Below are 17,151 nucleotides of genomic sequence, written 5' to 3'. Positions count from 1 at the left end.
TCTGTCAGGATTTTGGCAGGATCAGGGAATCCTTGAAATCGTAAAGCATTTGCCTGAAGTCGCGGACAATCTTCTCCCGGTTTGTGTCCAGCTGATATTCCCCCGGCTTGCAGTTTTTACCGACACGCAGAATGACACCTGTGTTTTCACCGTATTCTGTGATCAGCGACTCCGCCAGTTCGTAGTCATCAGCGGAAACCCACAGTACCGGCCTGGATTTCTTGTCGACTTCCTGAATCAGCTCCGAAAGCTCCGCCTCCAGCTTGTTGCGCATGGTACCGTTGGTTACCGGCATCTCCAGTATGGCTTCGGTGATATCAAACACCAGCTGCAGAATCCCGGGTTTGAGCAAATCCACATTGGATTTCCACGCTTCAAATGCGGATTGAAACTGGCTGCCCAGGCTGCCGAGGCGCTGATCAAGTTCCTCGCGGGCCTGGCTCATCCCGTCGGACCGGCCCTGCTTGTAGCCCTGTTCAAAAGCTACCTTACGCGCTTTTTCAAGCTGCTTGTTCCATTCATTGAGTTTCGCCTCAAGAATCTGATCCACGTCCGGAACCTCCGGCTCTTCGAGGGGTTTTCTGTCCTCGAAGACCATCTTGTAATCCAGCTTGAATCGATCTTCCTCCTTCCAGGAAAATTTGCTCTTGTCTATAATTCTTCGGGACATAAGGGCATTACTCCACAATTTCGTTTTCATCCATCTTGCGGGTGGTTATCTGCCCGTCTTCTTCAAGCTGCTTGATTTTCTTGATAATCCGCTGCTGTGCATCCTCGACATCCTTCACATGCACCGGTCCCAGCGCCTCCATGTCTTCCTTGAGCATGTCCACAGCGCGTGTTGACATGTTCTTGAGGAACTTGTTGCTGAGCTCGTCACTGACGCCCTTGAGTCCGAGAACCAGATCCGATTTGTCCATTTCGTTAATGATGACCTGAACGGTACGGTCGTCAAAGTGAGCGATATCCTCAAACAGGAACATCTGCTTCTTGATCTCTTCGGCCAGGACAGGATCTCTTTCCTCGATATCCTTGATCACGTTGCGCTCAACCGAGATATTGGCTTCGTTGAGGATGTTTGCAACTACGGACGTACCGCCTTTGACACGGTCGCCGACGGCATCCACACCGCCCATCTGCTCCTTGATCACCTCTTCAATCTCATCAATGACCTCGGATGAAATCTTGTCCATCGAGGCAAGACGAAAAGAAATTTCCCCCTGCAGTTCATCACTGAGATGGGAAAGGATTTCCGCCGAGCGCTCTTTTTTCAGCTGGGAGAGGATAAGCGCCGCAACCTGCGGGTGTTCATTCTGGATGAAGCTGGCAATCTGTGTGGTCTCATTGGCCTGGAAGACGCCGAATGCGCTGGATCCGGTTTCGGCCTCCAGCCTCCGGAACATGTCATTGGCCTCATCTGTGCCCCTTGCCGTTGAAAGAATGTTCTTGGCGTAGTCCAGTCCGCCTTCAAGTATGTACTGCTTGGCCATCATCATATCGTAAAACTCCCTGTTGACAGCCTCGATCACCTCGGGTTTTACGTTTTTGATTCTGGCGATTTCAAGGGACAGGTCCTCCACCTCCTCGTCGCGCAGTGACTTGAGCAGCTTGGATGCCGTGTCCATCCCGACAGATATCACCAGCACCGCGGCCTTCTGAATGCCGTTCATTTTTTTTACATCGTCCAGAACTACTCCGGAATCCGTTAATGTTTTTGCCATGGTATAAACGATCTGTTATTTCTCTGTTGCCATCATTGCCCGAACCACATTGGCTGCGTCATCCGGCTGCATTTCGATAAAGTCCCGGATTTCCTCGGTTACAAATGATTTGTCATCAAGCTGTTTACGTGCAGTTGACGACAGCTTGCGGTTGTAGAAGTCCTCTTCTTCTTCAGACATAATTCCCTCTTCATCTTGTTCCTGGCCATCACCGGCAACATCCACATCCTGCCCTCCGGAAAACTCGCCGAACAGAACCGGATGCTTCTCTTCACGGAACCGCTGCGACATGTTGTATAGCAATGCGGCCACGGCTGCCAGTGCAGCTGCAATCAACACCCATCGTAACACCTGATTCCAGGGAAACGGCTGCTCCATGACATGCTGATACGGATCCGCCATCGGATCGTAAAATTCACGCTGCGTAATGGTGATGACGTCGCCGCGGTCACCGTTGATACCAAGCGCCGCTTCAACAACACCGCGGAGTTCATCAATCTCCTCATCCGTATAGGGTTCGGCAACAACCATCTGCTCCCCGTTTTCATCCTCCTGGACCGTCTGCTTGTAATTCAGCAGGACCGAAGCGCTCAGCCTGTTGATATCACCCTGTGGTTTTTCAAATAGCTCACGTATGGTGTTGACTTCGTAGTTCCGGGTTTGAATCACATTTTCGTTGTTCCGGGATGACGTCATCACCGTTTCACCGCGAAGCTCCAGAGGCGTGAATTCATCAATGGGCAAAGTCTGAAATCCTTCGTCGCTGTTGGTCTCGGACCTTCTCTCTTCGGATATGATCACCCTGCTGTCCGGATCGATGATGTCGGACTCTCTGGAAAGCTTCTCAAAGTCGTGTTCGGCAGCCACTCTGAGGATGCTGTTGCCCGGCCCCAGAACCCGGTCCAGCATGGTCTGCCCCCTTTCGGTCAGGTAGGATTCGGTTTTCTGCCGGAGCTGCATCTGTTTGGAGCCGGATGCCAGCGCCGTGCCCATGTGCATTTCTTCCGTCAGGCGGTTGCCGTTCTGATCCAGCACGGTTATGGCTTCAATATCGAGCCCCTCCACGCTTCCGGCAACAAGCGAACTCATGCCCTGCACCTGCTGTTCACTGAGCGACTGTCCGCTCTTGAGGTTCACCACAATAGATGCCGAGGCATCGACCGTGGTTCTCTGGAATGGTGTCCGCTCTGGCAGGACGAGATGGACCCGGGCATGCTCAATCTGTTCCAGACTGCTGATGGAACGTGAAAGCTCACCCTCAAGCGCCCGTTTTTTATTGACACGCTGCATGAAATCGGTCATTCCCAGGGCATTTTCATCAAACAGCTCATATCCCTTGAAATCAGAATGTGCCATGCTGACCGAAGCCAGTTTCATCCGCAGTTCGTCCACATTCTCCCTGCGCACAAAAATGGAACGCCCGCCGTCCTCAATACGGTAGGAAACATTTCGCTCTTCCAGTTCTTCGACTATTTCATTGGCAGATTCCGACGGCAGCGATCCGAACAGCAGCGCATAATCCGGCCTGAGCGTCATGTAGAACATCATGCCGACAAAAGTGAGAAGGCCCACAACAAGAAGTGCAAAAATGGACTTCTGCGCCGGACTGAGCGGCTCGAAAAAGGATCGGAAAGATTCAGTTAAACGTCCCATTTACGGTTACCCTATATTTGCATTCTGCTGATTTCCTGATAGGTCTCGATGGCTTTGTTCCGCATCTCCACCATCATCTGAAAACTGAGCTGAGCGCGCTGCATGTTGATCATCACCTCATGAACATTTTCAGTCTTTCCAGCGGCAAAATCCTGGATGCTCTGCTCCGATGTTTTCATGGTTTCGTCTACCGAATTGACTGCCCTTGAAAGCATGTCGGAAAAACTGTCCGCCGACTCCGGCGTTTTCAACTGCTGACGCTCCTGACCCGGCTCAGCCTGGAACGGCTGCTGCAAGCCTCTGAGCTCTAATGGCGTACTCATAATGACGTTATCCTGAGTTTAAGATTTAAATTATCGTATCCAGATGCTGGCCTCTGCCGGCAACCATCTGCTGCTTTGACTCGCCGCTTCCGTTGTAAAATGTAATTTCCTCAGTTCCGGAAAATTCCCTGTGGATCATCCGTGACTCTTCGTCCGTCAGTTTTGCTGGACCGGCAGTCGCCGCTGCCTGTCTGAGGCTCGTAGTGCGCGAGGTGTCCTGTGCCTGAAAGGAGTTTATAAGAGATGAGACATTCATAATGCTCTGTTCTATATTTCAAGTGATCGTTTGATTATCTGCTTTTCTGCCTCGATGGCACTCAGATTCGCTTCATACAGACGATTGGCACTCACCAGCTGCGTCATTTCACGAATCAGGTCAACATCGGGGTATCTGACCATCCCGTTTTCATCAGCGTCGGGATGGTTCGGGTCAAATTCATGCCGGAAATTGTCAGACTCCACCATTTGGGCGGTCGGACCAAAATCAGAAGAGGAAGAACCCGGATTGCCCTGACTGACGCTTCCACCGGATACCGCATGATGGCCCGGACGTGTCTGGCGCAGTGTGGATATACTGTCAAGCAGCATTCTTTGAAAATCCTGCCTGTCCCCTGTTCCCGTCTGCACGGATTGCGGACGGTAAACATCCGCGGATCCATTGGGGGCGGATGTTCCGGCGTTGGCAATATTGTTCGTTGCCGCACCAATTTTTTCCCGCTGAACCGACAAGCCCCCGGCCGCTGTCTGAAATGATGAAAAAAGTCGATCTGGTAACATGGCTGTATTGGAAGGAGGTTATTGTTATCGGTTAATACCGGTGATTCCGGTTCTGAGCATGTCAAAATGGTGACGCAGCGATCGGGTCATCACATTGACGCGGATCTGCGTGTCGGTCATTTCGAGCAGCTCGTCTTCCAGCACCGGCTTCTCATCTGTTTCTTCAATAGTCGGATTGACGGTATTCATCGCCCGGACGCCCCCTTTGTCCTGGGCACGCTGCAGTTCATCCTCAAAACTGACATTCAGTTTCTTATAGCCCGGAGTATCCATATTGGCAATATTGGATGAGGTCATTTTCTGCCGCAGCGTGAGCGCATCCATTGTTTTGCCCAACAGTATGGAATGCTGATTGTCGATGAGTTTCATGTGTTTATAATTTGTGATTCTGACGTCAAATGTAGTACCCATGTTGGCTATAATCATGCTCCTGTGTGACGGTAAGCCGCCATGGGTATTTCATCTGTTTAAAATTTCTGATTTATATGGTCAGATGTAATTCCATGGCCGTGATTAATCATGCGCCTGTGTGTCCGGGCGCCAGCCCGGTCATGTGCATTTCATTTGTACATCAAAATGTGCTGTTGCTGTTTTACTGAATCTGTGGATTCATTATATCCACCCTGTATTACAGCAACTGCCGTGCCATTCCATGATCCGGTGTTCTTTTTTTATATCGGACGGTTCCGGTTTCCGGCCTGAGACAAAAGCGCCACGGCGCTGGCAATTTTTTCCCCGCGTCTTTCATCACCGTTTAAGTTTTTCAAATAATGGCTGATAAGCAGTAAGGCATGCATCTTGCATCCGGAAACTATTTGAACAGCCATCGTCTCTTTGTCACTACTATTGTCCTGTATGAATGATTTCTGATATCGATTTTTTGAGAATACATCACAGCATATCTGCAGAAACAGGAGGCGCCTGCATGGAATCCGGCCGGACAGCATCCGTCTGCTCCCCCCCGCAGGAAAAAAAATCCATGCAGGGACTAAAGCTGCTCATCAACATGCAGCCGAATCCTGTATTCCTCACAAACAAAAGTGACGGGACCATTCTGCTGGCAAATGATACCGTTTCTGCTCTTTATCCTGAAAGAAGCCTTGAAAATGTTCCGGTTTCGAACATTCTCTGCTATGAAGAGCAGATCTCCGAAGCCTGCAACATGGTCTATTTCGATGAAGAGTGGCTTGTCTGCGAAAAACAGACGTTTGCATGGGAGGATCTCAGCCTGGAGATGATCATGCTTTCACCTTGTCCGGGACTTCCCTCCATGAAGGAAATCCATACGGCACGCGATATGGTGGGCCTGGTGCTGCACCGGCTGCGGTCACCGATGACCGGAATGCAGGGCTATCTCGATATGCTCATGGACGACCCAATGGCAAAGCAGATCCGGCATCGTGTTACCAAGCTCAGTTCCGGCATGGATCAGCTGAACGATATGCTTGATGAACTCGAAACCCTGCACACGGCCGAAACCCGGCACGATGTCAGCAGCATCAACGTCGGATCCGTTGCCATGGATTACATCAAAAGCCTGGACAAGAAAACACAAAAGCGCATAGAAATACGCCAGCATAGCCGCGGGCAGGCGATCTCGAGCAGCCGCCAAAAAATCGAAAAACTCTTCCAGCTGCTGATTACAAATGCTCTTGAACACACAGCTGGAAAAAGAAAGCCCGTTCAGATCATTTTGGAATCTCCCCTAAAGGTTCATGTCACCAACTATGGTGACCCGGTTCCCGAATATCTGAATGAGCGGATTTTTTCACCCTTCATCACAAACAAGCCGCAAAACATGGGCATCGGGCTGACCATAGCTTATCTTATTTGCCGGCAACTGGGTATTACGATAATTCAGACAAGCAATTCCGGGAAGAAAGGGGTAACATTCACCCTTCTCCTGCCTCCGCGCGGCATGAGCTAGAAACAGCTCCCGTGTGTCAGCTCACAGGACAATCTCAGGCGGGAATATCCGTCATGCGGCTGATCTCCTGCCGCAGCTCTTCCGGGGTAAACGGTTTGTGGACGAAAGAGGCACCGAGTTTATAGAAATTGGCGATTCGCTGTTCGTTGCTTTCCGTTGAGACGATCAGCACCGGTGTATCTTTGGTCCTCGGGTTGCTTCTCACGTGATTGAGCATCTCCATGCCATCCATAACCGGCATATTTATGTCAATCATCAGCAGATCAATCCAGTTCTCCTCGAGCTTCTGCAAACCCTCTTTGCCATCAGAAGCCTCCATGATATTACCCAGGGGAATGCCGCTCATGTTAAGCGTTTTGATGATCATTTTCCTCATCACCGCACTGTCATCTACAACTAATATATTCAGACTCATTTTCGTACGATTTGTTTAAAAATAGTTTTCTATCCCTGACTCTGGGCTGTTTTAGTCTTTTTTACATTGGCAACGATTCTACCGGGAATATCGGCCAGTGCCGAAATTTCTGAAGCTGCCCCGATTTTGATAGCTTCTCTGGGCATTCCGAAAACCACAGAGGTAGCTTCGTTTTGAACGATATTGTGCGCCCCGGCTTGTTTCATTGCCAGCATGCCTTTGGCTCCATCCGACCCCATACCGGTCATCAGCACGCCGGTGGCATTGACACCGGCCGCACTGGCAACGGAGTGAAACAGTACATCAACACTGGGACGCTGATGATGTACCGGCGGACCCTGTTTGATCCGCACATAATAACTTGCCCCGCTTTTTTCCACCTGCATATGGTAATTGCCCGGGGCTAGCAGGGCCACACCGGGAGAGATTCTGTCACGGTCGCGGGCTTCCCGGACTTCAAGCGGACTTATCTGATTAAGCCGCTCCGCAAAAGTGGTTGTAAACACCGGCGGCATGTGCTGTACCATGGCAATGCCGGGGGTATCAGGCGGAAGTGATTTGAGCACCAATTCGATGGCCCGGGTCCCGCCTGTTGAAGCCCCCATGGCAATCAGTTTGCTGGTTGTATGGATGAGTCCCGCTTCACGGACCGGTGCTTCACCTGCCGCTGCTCTGCCGTTTCCGGCCTCCTGCTCCGTAACTGCGGTTCTGTCAAAGCGTGCAACAGATGCGGTCCGGATGGCTTTGACAATCTGGACGGAGATATTCTGGGTTGAATAGGCTGAGCCGGGCTTGCAGATGACATCCACGGCCCCAAGGCGCAGCGCCATCAGCGCATTTTCACTGTTCTTCGGAGTCAGAGAACTCACAACCACCACCGGCATCGGATAGTGTTTCATCAGTTTTTCCAGAAAAGAGAGACCGTCCATTCTGGGCATTTCCAGGTCCAGAGTCAGAACATCCGGTTTGAGCTCAATGATCTTGTCACGGGCAGCGTACGGGTCAATTGCCGTCCCCACCACCTCAATATCTTTTTGGCGGTTAAGCTCTTCGGTGAGAATTTTTCTCACCAGCGCCGAATCATCTACAACCAGAACCTTGATCATGTCATCTCCATATGCTGAATAAGTACCTGTTCAGGAGTAATAAACTGATATTTCCGCACTGCCTTCATCCAGATGAATCCGTACCGTTTCGCTGTGATTCATCGAGTCAAACAGACTGTGGGGCTGCTCGCCTGGTGCGGCTATCCTTGGCGGCCGGATATAGCTGATCTCTTCGCCGTCGGAAAAAGCAGGCACGACATTCCCGCAGATAATATTGGCGATTTCACAGAGCGCACCGTGCTTCTGCTCTTCGGTGGCATCATCACTTCCGAGCATATTATCTGCAATGGCATCAACCAGGTCCCGAGATGCGCGCAGGATCATTCCGCCGTGTGATGCTCCGTCAAAATTCACCACGGATACAACAGACCCGGACTCCTCCATTTTTTCGGTTTCTTCAACTTCAAACTCTTCAAGCGGAAACATGTAGCACATCATTTCAAACGTTTCTGCTGCCGTGCTGTAAATTTTTTCGTTCAGGCTATTCTTCATAGTTCTGCAAAATTGTGTTTCGGACCGTGTTTCTGAGTTGTTCCACTGTAAAAGGTTTGTGAATGAACCCGGCTGCAATTTCCTGAAAATGTTCAATCTGCCGGGTGTTGCTTTCCGACGAAATGATGAGGACCGGGAGGTTTTTGCCGTATGGCCGCTGACGTACGATTTCCAGCATTTCCCGTCCGTCCATGACCGGCATGTTGATGTCCATGAGCAGCAAATCGATCGGATGATTATCCATAACGGCCAGCCCTTCGCGGCCATCCATGGCATAGTATATCTTGTCGAATTCAATATCACCCAAACGAAGGGTTTTGGCGATCATGAACCGGGTTACCGAACAGTCATCAACGATTAAAGCGCGCAATGCCATTTGTATGAACGGTTGGTTATGGGTTGTGAATAAATTATTGATAGTGAACTAAAAAGGGTCATAATCCGGGTGCCTGTCAGTGTCATTAAAAACCGGATGTACTGGAGTATGTATTCTGATGGTGATAAAACGGTTTTTTGTTGATGGTGACCAGTCCGTCGGATATCCGGAGCGACATTGTTCTGGAATTGTATCCCCCCACATCCTGGGCGGCAATTATGAATCCGTTTTTCCATAAGAGTTTGCGCAAAACAGTGAAATTGCGTTTCCCGATTTTGAAGTAGTCGCCGTTCCCCGCCTGTTTCATGGAAGCACCTCCGGCCACCACCACATGCATGTTTTTCTTACTGGCACCAAAATCATAACAACCGTTCAGTAGCTGTGAAAACCCGGTATCCACATACATTGCCGGCTTTTGCCGGGCCTTGTCCGGATCCGCCTTCGACAGCGGCAGCATCACATGGAGCAAACCGCCCACCATGGCCACAGGATCGTAAACGGCTACTCCAAGGCAGCTCCCGAGCGCATAGGTCACCAGCTCCTCACCGGCTATATTGGAAATTTTTACATCACTGACACCAACAATCGTCTTCATGTATGCATCACCTGATTTTTTGATATACCGCCGGCCTGATGTTCCTGAACCGCGAGCTGTTGCCCTGCATGCTCTCGGAGTGGCCAAGGAACAGATATCCGCCCGGCTCGAGCAGACGATGAAACCGTGATACCAGCTCTTCCTGCGTCTGACGATTAAAATAAATCATGACATTTCTGCACATTATTACATGAAAAGGGCCCTTCATCGGCCAGGACTCTTTGAGATTCAGCCGGGCGTAGCTGATCATTTTTCTGACTGCCGGATCAAGGCGGTATGACGGCGGGGTTTCCGGGAGCTTTGAAAAGTACTTGTTTACGACAAAACCCGGAATGCCGTGCAGTTTTTCCGCTGCATAAATACCGCTCTTACCGATCTGCAGCATGGATTGTGCGATGTCCGTTGCCAGGATTTTCAGTGACCCACTCCCGTAATCGGGCTGCTCTTCCAGCCAGGTGATGGCACAGGAGACAGGTTCTTCCCCCGATGAGCATCCCGCCGACCACCACTTCAGATCCCTTTGCCGGGTATTTGGCAGCACCTCCTCCCGCAGAAATTCAAAGTGCTGACTTTCCCGGAAAAAACTGGTTTTGTTGGTGGTGAGGACATCCACAAGAGCAAGAAACTCGGCTCCCGACTCGTCGCTGTCCATGAAATCCAGATACTCCTTGAATCCGCGCAGCTTGAGATGCCGGATCCGTTTGAGCATGCGGGCCTTGACCAGCGCCTCCTTGCCTTCCTGGATATAAATTCCGCAATAATCATGCAGCAGCTTGCGTACCTTGTTGAAATCAGAACTTGGCAGCTCCAGCCTGGTCAAATCTTCCGCATGATTATTGAAGAACTTCATCCATTCACCATAATAGTTGTTATGATATTACTGTGTAAAAAAATGCCGGCAACAAACCGTCAGAATCCGGGCAGACAGGGAATTAACCCTGAATAAAGCCACTCCATACCCCGGACTTCCGGAGACAAAGAAACCGGGATACGGAGTGTTATTGATTTCAGAAATCACTGAGATCGTCATCTTCCAGTGGAATCAGCCTTTTGGGGTCTTTACTGCCGGATGATGTCTTTCCATTACCACTCTCACTTCTTTCAGCTTTTTGAGCTGCCGAAGGTTTTTTCAGTTTACCGGCAAAAGAACCCGTTCCTTTACCTGCTGCCGAGCCGCCCTGCCAGTCAGCCTGAGAACGAATGTCCGCTCTGTTTCCCGAGTAGCTCTGTTCGTGCGTGCCTCCGACCAGTCCCACAAGATCACCTACCATATTGCGCAGCTCTGTTGCCTGCGACGACAGCTCCTCAGCGGCACTCGCCGTCTCCTCTGAAGAAGAGGCATTGCCCTGAACCGCCTTGTCCATCTCCGACATTACCGAGTTCAGTTCGGATATGCCATTGGCCTGCTCCTTGCCGGCAGCCGAGATCTCAACAACCAGTGTACTCACGTTGGTAACACTGTCTTTAATGCTTTCCAGGTTTTCAGAAACCTCCTTGACAACAGATGCTCCGTTCTGAGAGCTTGTCTGCGATTTCTCAATGAGTTCGGACGTATTACTTGCCGCTTCGGCGCTTCGCTGTGCCAGGTTCCTGACCTCCTCGGCCACTACAGCGAATCCTTTTCCGGCTTCACCGGCCCTGGCAGCCTCAACGGCAGCATTAAGTGCCAGCAAATTGGTCTGAAATGCGATATCATCAATGGTTTTGATGATTTTTGATGTCTCCTGTGAAGACTCCTGAATCTCGCCCATGGCTTTGGACATTCGCTCCATGGCTTCCATACCCTGCTGGACTTTGGGCTCTGTTTCCCGCATGGCCTGTTCGGCCTGGGATGCATTTTCAGCTGTCTGCTTTGTCTGCGAAGACATCTCCTCAAGCGATGACGTTGTCTGCTGCAATCCGGCTGCCTGCTCACTGGAGCTTTCTGACAGCTGCTGACTCGAGCTTGAAAGCTGGGTTGAAGAGGCATTTACCTGCTCCGAACCGCTGTTCAGTCCATCGATAATGCGTCTTAGCGAATTATTAATAGAGCGGCTGATCAGAATACCAAGACCAATGGCCAGGATGACACCGATGGCCAGACCGAAAAGTGTTGAAGCACGAACCACGGCAGAGCTGGTTGTCGCTCTCTCAACTTCCCCGGCTGCAATTTCCATGTTTTCGCTGACAAGGGCATACAACAAATCCAGGGCTTCATCCTGTGTTTCCTGCAGAGAGCCGAAAAGCAGATCCTGTGAAGTTTCAAGTGCCATTGTTGCTTCATCTGCCATAGCAAGCATATCATCGAACTGTCCGAAAACCGCTTCCATGTTTGCAATAAATGCTTCCTCGTATAGCTCTGCAGCCTGTTCGGTCTCGCCGGCTTCCACCAATTCTTTCATTTGTCCGACAGCTTCGTGGAACGCCCTGTGAGGCTCCTCAAAATTGCGGATAAGCGCAGCAAGTTCAGGGTTGTCGGTACGGTAATCGGGCAGCCACTCTCCGGCGTTGCATGCGGTATGATCATCACCGCCAGCAAACGTTTGCTGATCTACATGAAGCATGTGCAGCACCTCCTGAACCACCATGTAATGGTCTTTCATAAACCGCTCCAGTTCCCGCTCCAGCTCCTGCGGGTTTGCAATTCCGATGTCATCAAACTGCCGGGCCAGGTCAAGGGCCTCATCCGTGTACCCGCTCCATTCTTCATCTACCGGGACAAACTGGTTCCACAGCCTTGCCTCCTCTTCTGTCTGCGGCAAGGGCTCAAATATATCCCAGGCTTCCTGATAACGCTGATTGGCTTCCTCTATATGCACATACTGCTGCCGGCGCAGATCCCGTGGAAGTCCGGGGATGTTAAGCGTTCGCATGGTTCCGCGAATATTTTCGGCTTCTGCCTCCATTTGAAGCAAACTGGCCACACTGGGCAACCGCACCTCCCCTATTTCTTCCATATAATTATCACTAAGCACGGCACCGCCATAACCCAGAAGGCCTACAATGAATGTAATCAGTGCCACACCCAGAAATGACACAATAAGCTTTTTGCCAATGGTCCATGACCTTCCTTTCTTTCCCTGCTCAACGGAACTCTTGTTATTACCTTTCATAATTGCCCCCTCTTTAACATTAATTGAATGACTAATACATCTATTTTGACTTTAAACCCTCTATCAATACTCAGAACATTCTGTCAGATTTTTTGCCATCGAAACAGCACCTCCGGCAAACTGTACCAACTCCGTCCGGACAGATTTTACATATCCGGAAAGCATCAAACTCCTGCCGTCAAGCCTCGGCAGCAGCCGTTTCCTTCTCCTTTTTCCCCTTCAGCTCTTCAGGAACATCAAAAAGAACCCTTGTAACATCCAGAATCAATTTGACCGAATCCTCCTGCTTGCCGATTCCAGCCAGATATTCACTGCTTTTGTTATTGCCGAAGGAAGGAACATCCTCGATATCACCACCGTCAATGTTGGCTACCTCGGAAACCTTGTCCACCACCGTGCCCATCCGGTACTGACCATCCTGAATAACCACAATACAGGTTTCTGTCGTGTCATCAACCGCGGGAAGGCCGAAACGCGACCGCAAGTCCATGACAGGAATTATTTTCCCGCGCAGATTGAGGACACCTCTGATGTAGGCAGGCATGTTCGGCACCGGTGTAATCGACATCAGCCCGATAATCTCCTGCACTTTCAGGATTTCTATGGCATACTCCTCTTCGCCGAGATAAAACGTCAGAAACTTCCCGCCTTCTACCGTTTTCTCCATTTCTTCGTTTTGCACGTTGTTTTGTTCATCCATAGCATTCACCTTTGCTTTGCTCGTTCAGTTCAGCAGTGCCACCGTATCCAGGATCAGCCCCACGCGGCCGTCCCCCAGAATGGCACCACCTGAAATATTCCGCATCTTGACCGGCATATCGATCGATTTGCCGACCAGCTGCTGCTGTCCGACCACCTCATCCACCAGCAGTGCGTATTTCTTTTTGTTGTTGTTTATAACCATTAAAGTCGCCTCCCTCACATCCTCAACCGCATCCGTGATCCCGAACATCCTGTGAAGCCGGATTACCGGAATGGAATCCCCGCGGAAACGCACATGCTCGGAATCACCCAGAACCGTAAACAAGTCATCCTGTTCTGCCCGGAATGTCATGTCGATGTTGATGGTCGGGACGATAAACTGCTGACTACCGATGCGGACCAGCATTCCGTCCGTTATGGCCAGCGTGAACGGCAGTTCCAGTGAGATTTTTGTGCCTTCGCCGGGACGTGAGGACACATCCACTTTACCCTGAAGCCGGTCGATGGACTTGCGGACGACATCCATCCCCACTCCCCTTCCGGACAAATCACTGACTTTTTCCGCCGTAGAAAATCCAGGCAAAAATATGAGCTTGTATATTTCGCTGTCCGTCAGTTTTTTATTGGGCTCAACCAGCCCCTTTGAAACGGCCTTGGAGAGGATTTTATCTTTATCAAGCCCCTTGCCGTCATCCTCGATTTCAATGATAACCTTTCCGCCGGCCTGGAAAGCACGCAGCCAGATTTTTGCTATGCCGGATTTGCCTTTCTTCTGACGGGTTTCCGCATCCTCGATGCCATGGTCCAGGGCGTTTCTCAGAAGGTGAACCAGCGGCTCATTTATGATATCGACCATATTGCGGTCGATTTCGGTATCCTCTCCCTCGGTTGCGTAGGACACGGTTTTGCCGGACTTTTTCGACAGATCACGGACCAGCCGGTTCATCTTCTGGAATGTGGCCTTCAGCGGAACCATCCTGAGGGTCAGACTGGTGTCCTGCAGTTCGCGCAAAATTTTGGTGCTGTGCGTAACCTTGCGGGACAAGTCCGGATCCGCGGCAATGTTGGAATCCTGGGCCACCACCGAATGGGCAATCACCAGCTCACCAACCATATCGATCACCCTGTCCAGCCGCTCAACATTTACCCGGACTGTAACATCCGACTCTGCCCGCGCTTTGCTGCTTTTCGGACTGCCATTGGCTCCCGGCCCGTCTGCTTCCCGGTTTCCGGACGGCGCACCGTTCCGGTCATTTTCAGCAGGGGTATCCGGACTACCGGTTGGTGCATTTGCTGATTTCTCCGGTGCACTTCTGTCAGACTGCACAGGATCACCCGCTGCTTCTCCGGACACATCCAAACCGGAATCTTCGGCATCACCAGCCGTCTGCTCTTTTTTCGGCTCACTATTGCTTTCTGATGAAGCCGGACCAGCCTGCTTCCTTGCACCGGACCCGGTTTCCTCTGCAAGTGCCTGTTCGGGTTTCTTGCCGAACTCGGCAATCTGAATGAGCGTGCGCATCATGGGCGGATACTCTTCCGGCATGGAAAGCACATCACCCCCGCTCAACTGTTCTGATTTTTCGAGGAATGACTTGACGATATCAATGGCATTGAGAGTGATATCGGCACAGGCGGAATCGTAGGGGATATGATCATCCCTGACCATATCAAGCAGCGTCTCCACGGCATGAGCAAACTCCGAAACGGGTGTGAGTCCCATAAAAGCGGATGTCCCCTTGATGGTATGGAATGACCGGAAAACTTTGTGGATCAGCTCATCGTCGTCCGGTGATGTTTCGAGGTCCAGCAGCGCACTTTCGGCCTCCTCGATCTGTTCGTTGCACTCGGTAATAAAATCGGTAAGCAACGTCACGTCGAGATCGTCGGGCACAGTGAAGTCCCGGGAGTAGCTGTCACCGGTCTGTTGGCCGCCTTCGGCCTGTTCATTTATTTCCGGTTGCGGATCATCCACGGACTGCTGGCTGATATCGGTTATCCGGCCGGATTCTGCTTGCTGATCAGCTGTTTCCTTTCCGTCAGCCCCGGGTGACTGTTCCTCCTGCCCCAGCTCATCGTTCATATCCAACTGAACGGCTTTATCAACTTTAGCCGACAGATCCGACAGAAAACCTGCCGGATCTTCCGGCTCCCTGCCCTCAAGCCCGGCAATGGTTTCTTGGATATCGCTGAGTACCGCGCATATCGGCGGCCGGCAGTGCTCTTTCAAAAACGACACCAGATTGGCAATCTGTTCAATATGTGCCGCTGAAAGAGTATCATCCGGGAGCTGCATGATCACCGAAGCGAGATCACTTAATGTCACCTCCGGTATCTCTGCTCCGGTCTGCGTGTCCGGTTCACCATGATCTTCATCGTCACCAAGCGCCTCTTCACCCGCTGGATCAGCCGGCGATTGCTTTTTTTCATTTTGGGGTGCCGGATCCGCACTCATTTCGCTTTCAGCAGGTGCGGCTGCCTCTCCTTCAGAAATGGCTGACTCGGCTTCTCCGGCCAGTGCTTTCTGAAGATCTGAACTGGCTTTTTCAAATACTTCTACAGCGATGTCTCCGTCATGAACCGCAAATTCGCGGATGGTATTCACGGCCTGCAGCGTTGCAACCCTGATACTGAAAAAAAAGTCGTCCTTTTCATAGAGGTGAATCAGGGCCTTCCATGCCAGTCCGATAAGCTCATTCAGCAATGTTGATTTGCCCTCGAATTCTTCTATTGTCCCCTCGAGCCGGGCACCCGCCTGCATGATATTATCACGGTCTCCGGGCCAGACATCGGCCAGAGTTCTCATAATTTCTTCAAGCGACCGGACACACTTATCGTTGGCATCACCCATAATTCCCTCTTACTTTCGACGTTTGGATTCGCACAATGCGAGATTGACCCAAAATTCACCTCCGCTGCCATTAAAGCGAAGCTGTGAGGTCGGAGGCTTGTTTGGCATGAACAACTTGAGATCACTTCCCCTGGTGACTGTCGGCAGCGAGCTTTGTCCCACAAAGCCTACCTGTTCGGCATTGGCTGCAACCTCCCCGGCAAGAATATTGGATATTTCACCCACCAGATCCCCCATATCATCACTCTCGAAGGGCAGCTCCATACCGCAAAACACCTCTGAAAGACTGACTGCAGTCTCTCTGGGAATGGCCACCATGAGCGTCAGGGTATGATTGGCATTGAAAACGGAAATATTGCCGATAATTCCGTTCATGGGCTCTTCCTTCTCCACGCCATCAACAAAATCGGGCCGGCTGCCCATAATGGATTCAAAGGTTGCTTCAACACTGTTCCGGACGGAGGTAATGATCTCATCAGGTATTTTCCGGACGTCATCCAGACTCACAGGTAATAGTTCACTCATAATTATTTCAGATTAAGCATGTCCTTGAAGAAACTTTTCTTTTGTCCGTCATCATCGGTGCCGGTAATCAGGTTCCCATCCTTGTCGATGTATTTGCTCAGCACCTTGTGCACCTGGTCAGCTGTAAACGGCTTGGTGACATAGTCATTGGCTCCGCCGTCATTCAGCGCGGTATCGACCTTGCCCATCGATTTTTCCGCCGTGATCATGATGATAGGGATGTGACTGGTGTTGCCCTTGCTTCTCACAGCCTGGGAAAATTCCACACCGGACATCTTGGGCATATTCCAGTCAAGAAATATGATCTGAATCTCATCGGAAAATTTTTCAAGGGCATCCTGCCCGTCAATGGCTTCGATATATTCAAAATCCGCCATCATCAGCTGATCAAGCGTGCGCTTCACCGCACTTCGCATGATTTTGGAATCATCCACTACCAATGCTTTTATTTTGCTCATAAACTAACTCCAAATAATTTTTTGCTTCCGGAAGACATTGTGATGTTTGCAGTTAAAATTACAGCACCACATTCCGTTGCTTCCGGAATGCACCGGTGCTGTGTATATGCAAAATCAATACAAATTTTGTGCCGCAAA

19 protein-coding genes are annotated in these 17,151 nt (G+C 50.8%); 1 reads left to right on the top strand and 18 read right to left on the bottom strand.

The genetic code is table 11. The annotated features are described in order from the left end of the window. Nucleotides 1-4 precede the first annotated feature (4 nt). From NATSA_RS04590 to NATSA_RS04560, 7 genes are read right to left on the bottom strand one after another with little or no spacing between them, the layout of a single operon-like run. Nucleotides 5-700 carry a FliH/SctL family protein gene (locus NATSA_RS04590; protein WP_210510837.1) on the bottom strand — a complete coding sequence of 232 codons (696 nt, stop codon included), beginning with the start codon at nt 698-700 and terminating at the stop codon, nt 5-7. After that, the gene (gene fliG / locus NATSA_RS04585; RefSeq protein ID WP_210510836.1) at nt 678-1,721 is read right to left on the bottom strand and encodes a flagellar motor switch protein FliG; all 1,044 of its coding nucleotides are present in this window, start codon (nt 1,719-1,721) and stop codon (nt 678-680) included. Before fliG ends, NATSA_RS04590 begins: the two co-directional genes overlap by 23 nt. 15 nt (nt 1,722-1,736) lie before the next feature. After that, a complete protein-coding gene (gene fliF / locus NATSA_RS04580) occupies nt 1,737-3,374 on the bottom strand; it encodes a flagellar basal-body MS-ring/collar protein FliF (protein WP_210510835.1) in 1,638 nt (545 codons plus the stop codon). Nucleotides 3,375-3,385: 11 nt separating this feature from the next. Further along, on the bottom strand, nt 3,386-3,697 hold the full coding sequence (fliE, locus tag NATSA_RS04575; protein ID WP_210510834.1) for a flagellar hook-basal body complex protein FliE: 312 nt from the start codon (nt 3,695-3,697) through the stop codon (nt 3,386-3,388). Between the two features lie 25 nt (nt 3,698-3,722). Then, nucleotides 3,723-3,953, bottom strand: coding sequence for a hypothetical protein (locus NATSA_RS04570; RefSeq protein WP_210510833.1), 231 nt, complete (start codon nt 3,951-3,953; stop codon nt 3,723-3,725). A gap of 11 nt (nt 3,954-3,964) precedes the next feature. After that, nucleotides 3,965-4,474 (bottom strand): flagellar basal body rod protein FlgC, encoded by a 510-nt coding sequence (locus tag NATSA_RS04565; protein ID WP_210510832.1) that lies wholly within the window; start codon nt 4,472-4,474, stop codon nt 3,965-3,967. A 24-nt stretch (nt 4,475-4,498) separates the two neighbouring features. Further along, entirely contained in the window at nt 4,499-4,843 is a 345-nt protein-coding gene (locus tag NATSA_RS04560) for a flagellar basal body rod protein FlgB (RefSeq protein WP_210510831.1), read from the bottom strand. A gap of 556 nt (nt 4,844-5,399) precedes the next feature. Here NATSA_RS04560 and NATSA_RS04555 point away from each other — a divergent pair. After that, nucleotides 5,400-6,401 carry a sensor histidine kinase gene (locus tag NATSA_RS04555; RefSeq protein ID WP_210510830.1) on the top strand — a complete coding sequence of 334 codons (1,002 nt, stop codon included), beginning with the start codon at nt 5,400-5,402 and terminating at the stop codon, nt 6,399-6,401. 34 nt (nt 6,402-6,435) lie between these two features. Here NATSA_RS04555 and NATSA_RS04550 read toward each other — a convergent pair whose 3' ends face one another. From NATSA_RS04550 to NATSA_RS04500, 11 genes are all read right to left on the bottom strand, one after another. Then, nucleotides 6,436-6,816, bottom strand: a complete 381-nt coding sequence (locus NATSA_RS04550) for a response regulator (RefSeq protein ID WP_210510829.1) — start codon at nt 6,814-6,816, stop codon at nt 6,436-6,438. Between the two features lie 29 nt (nt 6,817-6,845). Then, nucleotides 6,846-7,922: a protein-glutamate methylesterase/protein-glutamine glutaminase gene (locus NATSA_RS04545; protein WP_210510828.1), complete on the bottom strand. Its 1,077-nt coding sequence runs from the start codon at nt 7,920-7,922 to the stop codon at nt 6,846-6,848. A gap of 30 nt (nt 7,923-7,952) precedes the next feature. After that, nucleotides 7,953-8,414 (bottom strand): chemotaxis protein CheX, encoded by a 462-nt coding sequence (locus tag NATSA_RS04540; RefSeq protein ID WP_210510827.1) that lies wholly within the window; start codon nt 8,412-8,414, stop codon nt 7,953-7,955. Next, nucleotides 8,404-8,790 carry a response regulator gene (locus tag NATSA_RS04535; protein WP_210510826.1) on the bottom strand — a complete coding sequence of 129 codons (387 nt, stop codon included), beginning with the start codon at nt 8,788-8,790 and terminating at the stop codon, nt 8,404-8,406. The genes NATSA_RS04540 and NATSA_RS04535 overlap by 11 nt, the downstream gene beginning before the upstream one ends. Nucleotides 8,791-8,875: 85 nt before the next feature. Further along, a complete protein-coding gene (locus NATSA_RS04530; protein WP_210510825.1) occupies nt 8,876-9,385 on the bottom strand; it encodes a chemotaxis protein CheD in 510 nt (169 codons plus the stop codon). A gap of 7 nt (nt 9,386-9,392) precedes the next feature. Further along, nucleotides 9,393-10,235 (bottom strand): CheR family methyltransferase, encoded by an 843-nt coding sequence (locus NATSA_RS04525; RefSeq protein WP_210510824.1) that lies wholly within the window; start codon nt 10,233-10,235, stop codon nt 9,393-9,395. Between the two features lie 157 nt (nt 10,236-10,392). Continuing rightward, the gene (locus NATSA_RS04520; RefSeq protein ID WP_210510823.1) at nt 10,393-12,477 is read right to left on the bottom strand and encodes a methyl-accepting chemotaxis protein; all 2,085 of its coding nucleotides are present in this window, start codon (nt 12,475-12,477) and stop codon (nt 10,393-10,395) included. Between the two features lie 178 nt (nt 12,478-12,655). After that, nucleotides 12,656-13,177, bottom strand: coding sequence for a chemotaxis protein CheW (locus tag NATSA_RS04515; protein WP_210510822.1), 522 nt, complete (start codon nt 13,175-13,177; stop codon nt 12,656-12,658). 24 nt (nt 13,178-13,201) lie between these two features. Next, entirely contained in the window at nt 13,202-16,030 is a 2,829-nt protein-coding gene (locus tag NATSA_RS04510) for a chemotaxis protein CheA (protein WP_210510821.1), read from the bottom strand. Between the two features lie 9 nt (nt 16,031-16,039). Beyond that, nucleotides 16,040-16,555: a chemotaxis protein CheX gene (locus NATSA_RS04505; RefSeq protein WP_210510820.1), complete on the bottom strand. Its 516-nt coding sequence runs from the start codon at nt 16,553-16,555 to the stop codon at nt 16,040-16,042. A 2-nt stretch (nt 16,556-16,557) separates the two neighbouring features. After that, complete coding sequence (locus NATSA_RS04500) at nt 16,558-17,013, bottom strand: response regulator (RefSeq protein ID WP_210510819.1); 456 nt, start codon at nt 17,011-17,013, stop codon at nt 16,558-16,560. Nucleotides 17,014-17,151 lie beyond the last annotated feature (138 nt).

Source organism: Natronogracilivirga saccharolytica, from assembly GCF_017921895.1.
GTDB classification, from domain to species: Bacteria; Bacteroidota; Rhodothermia; order Balneolales; family Natronogracilivirgulaceae; genus Natronogracilivirga; species Natronogracilivirga saccharolytica.
Note: the sequence above shows the minus strand (reverse complement) of the source record. Positions and strands in the feature narration are given on the sequence as shown.